The sequence below is a fragment of the Streptomyces sp. NPDC005393 genome, from assembly GCF_040606675.1.
In the GTDB taxonomy this organism is placed as follows: domain Bacteria; phylum Actinomycetota; class Actinomycetes; order Streptomycetales; family Streptomycetaceae; genus Streptomyces.
Genome location: NZ_JBEXFG010000050.1, coordinates 37,984 through 45,035, shown reverse-complemented (window position 1 = coordinate 45,035; position 7,052 = coordinate 37,984). Strand labels below are relative to the sequence as shown.

Annotated in this window: 7 protein-coding genes and 3 pseudogenes; 4 read left to right on the top strand and 6 right to left on the bottom strand. The window is 67.5% G+C overall.

Annotated features, from left to right (window positions below; translation table 11 throughout):
• The first annotated feature begins 462 nt into the window (after positions 1-462).
• Positions 463-918, top strand: coding sequence for a hypothetical protein (locus ABZS71_RS29820; protein WP_355853397.1), 456 nt, complete (start codon positions 463-465; stop codon positions 916-918).
• Positions 919-1,299: 381 nt separating this feature from the next.
• On the opposite strand, the gene ABZS71_RS29815 is transcribed toward ABZS71_RS29820, so the two are convergent.
• The 3 genes and pseudogenes from ABZS71_RS29815 to ABZS71_RS29805 all read right to left on the bottom strand — a co-directional run.
• The gene (locus ABZS71_RS29815; protein ID WP_356215041.1) at positions 1,300-1,560 is read right to left on the bottom strand and encodes a hypothetical protein; all 261 of its coding nucleotides are present in this window, start codon (positions 1,558-1,560) and stop codon (positions 1,300-1,302) included.
• Positions 1,561-1,733: 173 nt separating this feature from the next.
• Positions 1,734-1,871 (bottom strand): annotated as a pseudogene (locus ABZS71_RS29810) (IS5/IS1182 family transposase); the annotation flags it as partial.
• Positions 1,872-2,528: 657 nt separating this feature from the next.
• A pseudogene (locus ABZS71_RS29805) lies at positions 2,529-2,666 on the bottom strand (antitermination regulator); the annotation flags it as partial.
• Positions 2,667-2,917: 251 nt separating this feature from the next.
• Here ABZS71_RS29805 and ABZS71_RS29800 point away from each other — a divergent pair.
• Together ABZS71_RS29800 and ABZS71_RS29795 are read left to right on the top strand one after the other, a co-directional pair.
• On the top strand, positions 2,918-3,679 hold the full coding sequence (locus ABZS71_RS29800) for a GAF and ANTAR domain-containing protein (RefSeq protein ID WP_356215045.1): 762 nt from the start codon (positions 2,918-2,920) through the stop codon (positions 3,677-3,679).
• Between the two features lie 39 nt (positions 3,680-3,718).
• Positions 3,719-4,462, top strand: a complete 744-nt coding sequence (locus tag ABZS71_RS29795; protein ID WP_356215039.1) for a GAF and ANTAR domain-containing protein — start codon at positions 3,719-3,721, stop codon at positions 4,460-4,462.
• Positions 4,463-4,549: 87 nt separating this feature from the next.
• Here the strand turns inward: ABZS71_RS29795 and ABZS71_RS29790 are convergent, their stop codons facing one another.
• Positions 4,550-5,317 carry an anti-sigma factor antagonist gene (locus ABZS71_RS29790; RefSeq protein WP_356215037.1) on the bottom strand — a complete coding sequence of 256 codons (768 nt, stop codon included), beginning with the start codon at positions 5,315-5,317 and terminating at the stop codon, positions 4,550-4,552.
• A gap of 170 nt (positions 5,318-5,487) precedes the next feature.
• Between ABZS71_RS29790 and ABZS71_RS29785 the strand changes: the two genes are divergently transcribed.
• On the top strand, positions 5,488-5,832 hold the full coding sequence (locus ABZS71_RS29785; RefSeq protein WP_356215035.1) for a winged helix-turn-helix domain-containing protein: 345 nt from the start codon (positions 5,488-5,490) through the stop codon (positions 5,830-5,832).
• 202 nt (positions 5,833-6,034) lie between these two features.
• On the opposite strand, the pseudogene ABZS71_RS29780 reads toward ABZS71_RS29785, so the two are convergent.
• A pseudogene (locus tag ABZS71_RS29780) lies at positions 6,035-6,559 on the bottom strand (hypothetical protein); the annotation flags it as partial.
• 65 nt (positions 6,560-6,624) lie between these two features.
• Positions 6,625-6,804 (bottom strand): hypothetical protein, encoded by a 180-nt coding sequence (locus tag ABZS71_RS29775; protein WP_356215033.1) that lies wholly within the window; start codon positions 6,802-6,804, stop codon positions 6,625-6,627.
• Positions 6,805-7,052: the final 248 nt, after the last annotated feature.

Sequence of the window (7,052 nt, the reverse complement as noted above, 5' to 3'; positions counted from 1 at the left end):
CCGATGCACACCGTTCGCTTCCGCCCACTCCGTAAGGTTCATAGACAAGATCATAACATCGCTTGAACCCGCTAACACTCACTCAATCGACCGCAGGGGCGAACAGTTGAACACCCCTCCGACGGCGGGGGATCACTGGGCTGGTACGAGCTGTGAGGTGAAAGGAAACGAAGCCATCCGGGCTTCACGCTGAACCTTGGCAAACGCGGGCCGTTACCGGCCACTGGGTAGGGTCAGGCCATGGTTTTCGGAAGGAACAGGAACCAGGATCCCCCAGTGCCCGCCGTGGACTGGCGAGAGGTCAGCAGGTTCAGGATAGACATCGTGGAGCGGGAAATGGGTCCGCATCGCAAGCGCCCGGTTTGCGGGCCCAACGCCGTGCGTGTGCCCCGGCGTGACGGCCCGGACCGGGTCAACGCTCCCTGTGCCTTTTTCCGCTCGAGTACGGTCGGGGTGCGCACGGTGGAGCGTGTTCTGTACGAGGACCGGGAGGCGCAACGGGTGCTGTGCGCCGTCGAGGAGTGCGCCGCTGAGGGGGAGGAGCGTCGCTACCGGGTGCGCGACGGCGGTGGCGTGGACATCGGGACGATCCGGCGCGTGCCACCGGCGCGGAAGCTGCTGCGGCACACCTGGCGCATCGAGCAGCCGGACCAGCCCGAGATCGTGGGGCGCAACAAGTGGGCCACCCTCGCACCCAAGGAGGCGGCGGGTCGGGCGGCGGGGAAGTTCCTCGGCGAACTGGTGGACTCCGCGTTGTCCTTCGGGGCGGAGGGGGACAACGGGCCGAAGGACCGGACATTGCTGTGGCTCGCGGGGGAGGAGCAGGTGATGCAGTCGGTGGGCAGAGACTTTCGCATCAAGAAGCGTTGGCTGGACCGCAGGCTGGCGTTCGCGGTCGCCGTGCTCGGCGACCGCTGAGGCGTCGCAGCGACCTCCAGTTGCCCGCGAAGGCGCTGGTCCTGGTCCCGGCCTCGATCGGCCGGGACCGGACCAGGGAGCACGTGATGGTCAAGGCGCTGCGCTGACTGAACAACCCACAGAGCCTCAGGGTTCGTCGCATTGGTCGAGCAGGTGGGCCAGGGCGGTGGCGTTCGAGCACCATGGTCTGATGGCGCAGGGCAAGGATCTCCGCATCCAGGGGCCGGGCTGCCGGGCGCGGCGCCGGCCCGGATGATTTACCGACGCGCAAAACCGTCGACTTCGACGACAGCTTCAGCGAAGGCTCGGGGCGCTTCCTGCGGCACGTTGTGACCGACCTTCAGAGTCTGGTGGTGTCGGTCGGGTCGGTCGCCGTGAAACTCAGGCCCGTGGCACGTGACCGGCGTCGGGCCGGCCACGCAGTGCGTGGCCCAGCAGAGCGTGGATTTCGTCGGCTGCCGCCTCCAGCGGGGCGAGGCTCCGCTCGGCCCGGCACATGATGACCGCGCCTTCGACCGCGGCGATGATGAACGCGGCCAGCCGCTGTCCCCGTTGGACAGACAGCCCGTGCCGGATCAACAGATCGGCGAGCGCGGCCTTCCAGCGGGCGAAGACCGCGGCTGCCGACCGGGCGCTTGTCACGGACGAGAGCACTCCCACCTGGCGAGGAACTTACTAGGGCATCAAGGGCAATCTGCCTACTTCAAACGCCCTCTAAGAGGTCGCTTTCTCCTGTTGTTTCATCCCGGAATCTACGGTTGGTGGGTCTTTGCGGGTCACGCCAGGAGGTGGTGTTCTCACCGGTGAGGCGGCGGGCTATGGAGAAGCGCGATGGCGGATTCGGCGACCCAGCGGACGCGGCCGAGCCCAGATCCGTGGGGCTGTCCGCGGCGCGCGATCCGCGGAGTGATGCGCCGTTCGTGGAGCCGTCGGCGGTAGATGTCGTAGTTGTACCAGCTGCGGGCGGCCGCAAGGTCAGTCGGGCTTCTTCCACGCCGCTCATGAAGGTCACGCACACCCGGGTGGCCGCTTCCACCTCGGCGAGCACGGCTTCCCGGTTGGTGGCGTCCCGTACCAGCGAGGTGGCGAAGGGGATCAGCTCGTCGACTCGGCAGGGCGACGAGCAGAAACGAAGACGCCGCGGTCAACGGAGCGGCAGGCGGCGCGCTATGAAGTGGTGAGGTAGGCAACTCGCCCTGTGCCCCTGCGCGCTGGACGCGACCAGTGAGAGTGGCCTGCGGCACGCCAATGGGCGGCCCCGGAAGACAGACGTGAAGCCACAAGCGAGTCGCCGACCTGGCTCACACAGCCGCCGAGTCAGCCGTGCGGCGCTCAAGGGAACCCCGCCGCTCTTGTTCGGTGCAACGACCACGCGAAGGGGAACTGGAGACCGGGAGGCCCGCGCATCTCGGCGTTCACCGGTTAGCGAGCGCGCCAAACGACGACGCGAGAGGAGATCATGGTGCCGCACGACAGGTGGGCGCGGGCGTGGCAGTGGCTGGGACGGGCCAGGTTCGTGGGCGGACATAAGTTGCAGGACCTTGAGTTGATTGGCAAGAGCGCGCTGGCGGCGAGCGCATCGTGGTGCGTGGCACATGACCTGGTGGCCGGATTCCGGCCGCGTCGCACCCCTCGACGATCTCCACGGCAGACGCGGTGATGCGCTCCAGGGTCGCGTCCACCGAGTCCTGCGCCAGCAGGTCTCGCGCCATCGTCGCCATCTGCGCGGCGAACCTTTCCCAGCCCATGACCACCGTTCCGCTCGCCATCATCCGCGTCTTTCGCACGCCCACGATGGGAAGTGGGCGTTAGCTCGTCGTCAGAGTAACCGGGGGCGCCAGGAGGCCGTGCAAATGTGTGCGGCGGTGATTCAGCGGATCTCGGCGTCTGGATGACGCATCCGGTGCGTATGCGGGGCGCAGCGTCCGGGTGGCGTGAGGAGCGCTGGGATATCATCAAGCGGAGGCAACGCCGACCCGGCTCGCTGGAGAGCATCGTGATGGAGGACGACGGCCGGTCCGACGGCGCTCCGGACGGGCTGGCCGAGGAGCGGTGGCGGGTCGCCTATGCGCTGGCGGACGGTATACGCGGTATTCCGGCCGAAGGCGTTCCCGCGAAGTTGTGTGAGATGTGCCTGCGGTTGCTGCCCGTGACCGGCATGTCCCTGTCGGTACAGGCGGCTGGGCCGGGTATGGAGACCCTGTTGTGCACGAGCGACAAGGTCGCCGCTCAGCTCGCAGAAATCCAGTACACGTTGGGCGAGGGACCTCGCCTGCGGGCGACTACGCTTCGCGCGCCCGTCTTCGCCGCTGATCTGCTCCGCGGCCCGGAGGTGAGCCGGTGGCCGGTGTTCGCTTCCCAAGCGCTGCGGGTGGGGGCCCAGGCCGTCTTCTCTGTTCCGCTCGGAGGTCCGGTCACGCCTCTCGGCACCATGGACATGTACCGCCGGGAACCCGGTTCGCTGTCGCCCCGCGATGTGCGTGTCGCCCTCTTCGCCGCCGATGCCATCTATGCGGCTATCAGGACGCTGGGCCGGCGGAGCACACAGGAGCCCGAGGAAGGCGTAGCGTGCTTGCAGGGGGCGGAAACGGACCGGGATGAGGTCCACCAGGCGACTGGGATGATCATGGTACTGCTGGCGGTGGGGCCCGAGGAAGCCCTGGCCCGCTTGCGTGCCCGCGCGTTCGTGCAGGGGAGAACCGCGACCGAAGTGGCGCACGACATCGTCAACCGGACGTTGGACATCACCGAGCATGACTGAAGCGCGAGCGGGGACTGGCAGCACGCCGAGGAGGCAACCATGAGCCGCGAACAGCGGCTGGCCAGGGCGTTCGTGAGCTTGTCGGACACCCTCAGTGACGACTTCGATCCCCTGATGCTGTTCCATCGACTGGTCGACGACTGTGTGACCTTCCTCGACGTGGACGCCGCGGGGGTGATGATGGCCGACGCCCGCGGCGGCCTGCGGGTCATGGCCTCATCCAGCGAGGAGGCCGCGTTCCTCGAACTGCTGCAGCTACAGGGTGGCGCGGGGCCATGCGTGGACTGCTACCGCAGCGGTGAGGCCGTGGGGGTGTGCGACATTTCCCGCGAGGAGGCGCGGTGGCCCGCCTTCGTGCCGCCGGCCCTTGAGGCCGGTTACCGGTCGTTGCACACGGTGCCGCTGCGTCTGCACGAGCGGGTGATTGGCGCCGTCAATCTCTTCCGGCACGACATGGGCGAGCTGCCGCATGATGACGAGCAGGTGGCACAGGCCCTGGCAGACGTGGCCGCGCTCGCCCTCATGCACTGGTCCAGAGAGCCCACCAACAACGATGAGGTCGTCACCCAGGTGCAGAGCGCGCTCGCTGCCAAGGCCATCCTGGAGACCGCCAAGGGTATGGTGGCGCAGCACGCGAGCGTCTCGATCGAGGAGGCTACTCGCCACCTGCGCGCGTACAGCGAGCGGCACCGCATCCGCCTGACCGACACCGCCCAGGCCCTCACCCACGGCACTCTGGACCTGACGGCCGTCTCTACGCACGCGGGCCAGGAACTCACCTGATGCCGCACCACGGCCGGGAATAGCCGTGATACCGGACGCGCCCTCTCGCTGACGATCACGTTTCAGCGGCACTTGGGCGCGCTGGGCCTACTGGGCCTGAGTGCCCTGCTCTTGTACCGCCGCAGCCAGATGGCCGGCGAGGGGGTCGGGCAGGGCTTGGCCGTTGACGGTCTGCAGGAGCGCGTCGGCGATCAGGTGCACTTTGATGTTGCTGCGCTGGGAGGCGGTCACCAGCACCTGCCAGGACTGCTGGCTGGTCAGCTGGAACAAAGCCATGAGGATGCCGCGGGCCATGTCGATCGTTGGCCGGGTCTGCATGGCCCGGCGCAGCTGGGCGTTCTCGGCCGCTTGATCGTCGCCGGATGATCCCGCTATCCGTGGCAGCCATTCCGAGGACGGCATGTGCTGTACGGCCGCGACCGCATCATCACCGGCGCGATCTGCCGGATCTCCCGCCTCGACGTACGCGGGATGGGATGAGGAGGCCGGATGCTGAGCCGTCCCCTCCTCTCCGGCGGTGAACAGTGGAAGGGTGCTGGTCAGGGCGAGCAGGCGCGCCACGGCCGGGCTGGTGGCACACAGGATGAAGCTCTTGGATGCCTGGAGGGCGCGGTGGCGCACGCGCAGCAGCACGTTGAGGGCGGAGCAGTCGCAGAACTCGACTCCTGCGAGATCCAGTTCCAGGCCGCCCACAGCGTGGTCCAGTGCGTCGCTCAGCGTGTGCTGCAGTACCTGATCGCTCTCCAGGTCGAGCTCACCGGACGCTGTCACGATGAGCCGGTCGCCGACCGTGTCGACATCCAGTGTCACAGGCGCCGGCGTCTGTGTTTCCTGCCAGGCGGTGACGCACTCCATGCAGGGCCCCTCGTCTCGGGCAAGAGTCGTGTCATGGGACATGGGAGCTCCCAGGGCATACCGTCGTCGCTGTGCTCCCAGGATCGCCATAACTCTGATTCACGTCAACCATTACATGAAACAGAGTTCCTGTTTTTGAACGCGTGAACCAGACACCGTATTGTGGTCAGATGGACCGAGCACCGGAACCGCATGCAGGCTGGACGTTCCTGACCAACCATGCGCGGGTACTGATCGTGATCTTTGAAGATCACACCATCCGTGTCCGCGACATCGCCGCCCATTGCCAGCTCACTGAACGCGCCGTGCAGAAGATCATCGCCGACCTCGAAGAGGGCGGATACCTCACCCACGTCCGACAGGGCCGGTCGAACGTCTACCGCATCGCGCCCGACACGTCTCTGCGTCATCCGGCAGATGTCGGCGCCACTGTCGCAGACCTGCTGTCAGTCCTGGCCCGCCAGGAGGATGGGGACGTAACCACCCTCGCCGCCGAGTCGCACGAGGAGCGCTGACCCGGCACCGGCGGCCATTCAGGATCAGACGTTTCCCAGCCTTGATACGTCGTCCACGGCGGCCTCTCTCCGTTCCCGAGGAGCCTGCTGCGTGTCCGTCGCAGCTTTTACGGGCACTCGGCCCGAGAACGGGACCTATGAGGAGGATGCGTGCAGCTGTCATTCCTTGAACCGCTCTTCGACCAGAGATGCCGCGCAGTCTCGCGCGCTGGGCGTCGGTCCTGGCGGCGAGCCGGGGGATCCACGGCCGCAGCCGATCCACGCTCAGGGTGCTTGCGGGGAAGGTGCCGGGCTTCGGCTTCGGGCTGCCGGTGAGGCGGGCCAGTTGGGTGAAGGTCTTGGACGTCGCGACGCACGAGACGGGTGCCGGGAGGTCGCGCAGTTCGGCCGTGGCCTCGCTGATCACGGAGCGTACGTAGGCCCGCAACTCCTTGACCTCCCGTTTCTTCACCGGGGTAGTTTCCGGGAGGTGGTGGCGGGTGAGGCGTCCCGCGCCCAGGGGGACGGAGATCGCGGCGTCGGGCTCGGCGCGGGTGCCGGAGGCGATCTCCATGGAGCCGCTGCCGATGTCCAGGGGCAGCATCCGGCCGGCGGACCAGCCGTACCAGCCGCGCGCCGCCAGGAAGGTCAGTCGCGCCTCTTCGAGACCGCTCATGAAGCTGGCGTGGATTCCGGTGGCGGCCTCGATCTCGGCGAGGACGGCCTCCTGGTTGGTCGCATCCCGTATGGCCGAGGTGGCATAGGCGACCAGGTCGTCGACGTGATGGACGCTCGCGACCGCGCCGGCCTCGGTCAGGCGCCGACGACACGGCCTATCGCCGCCTGGCCGATCACTCCCTGCCGGTCCGTGGCCTCGGCGAGGCGCACCGAGCGCTTCAGCGTCGCCACATGCTCGGGCGGCCCGCCCGGGGCGAGGTCAGCGATCTGGAGATGTACGGAACGGGAACCGATATCGAGCACTCCTAGCCGCATGCGCAACGAGTGCCCAAGAGGTTCGTCTCCAGTCCGCGCGATCGGTTCCCCACTATCTGGCCGCTCGGTGGTTAGAGCCGCGGTGTTGAGGGGGACTCGGGTCTCGATGCATTGGGGCCTCGGTGCCTGGACGCCGAACGTCGGAGACGGCAGAGGCATCATGGAACACATATGGCCATGGAGCATTTCCTTGGCGCATGCTCCGGTCGGAACGGGGCGCCTCGCGCGAGGAGGCGCAGAGAGAAAGG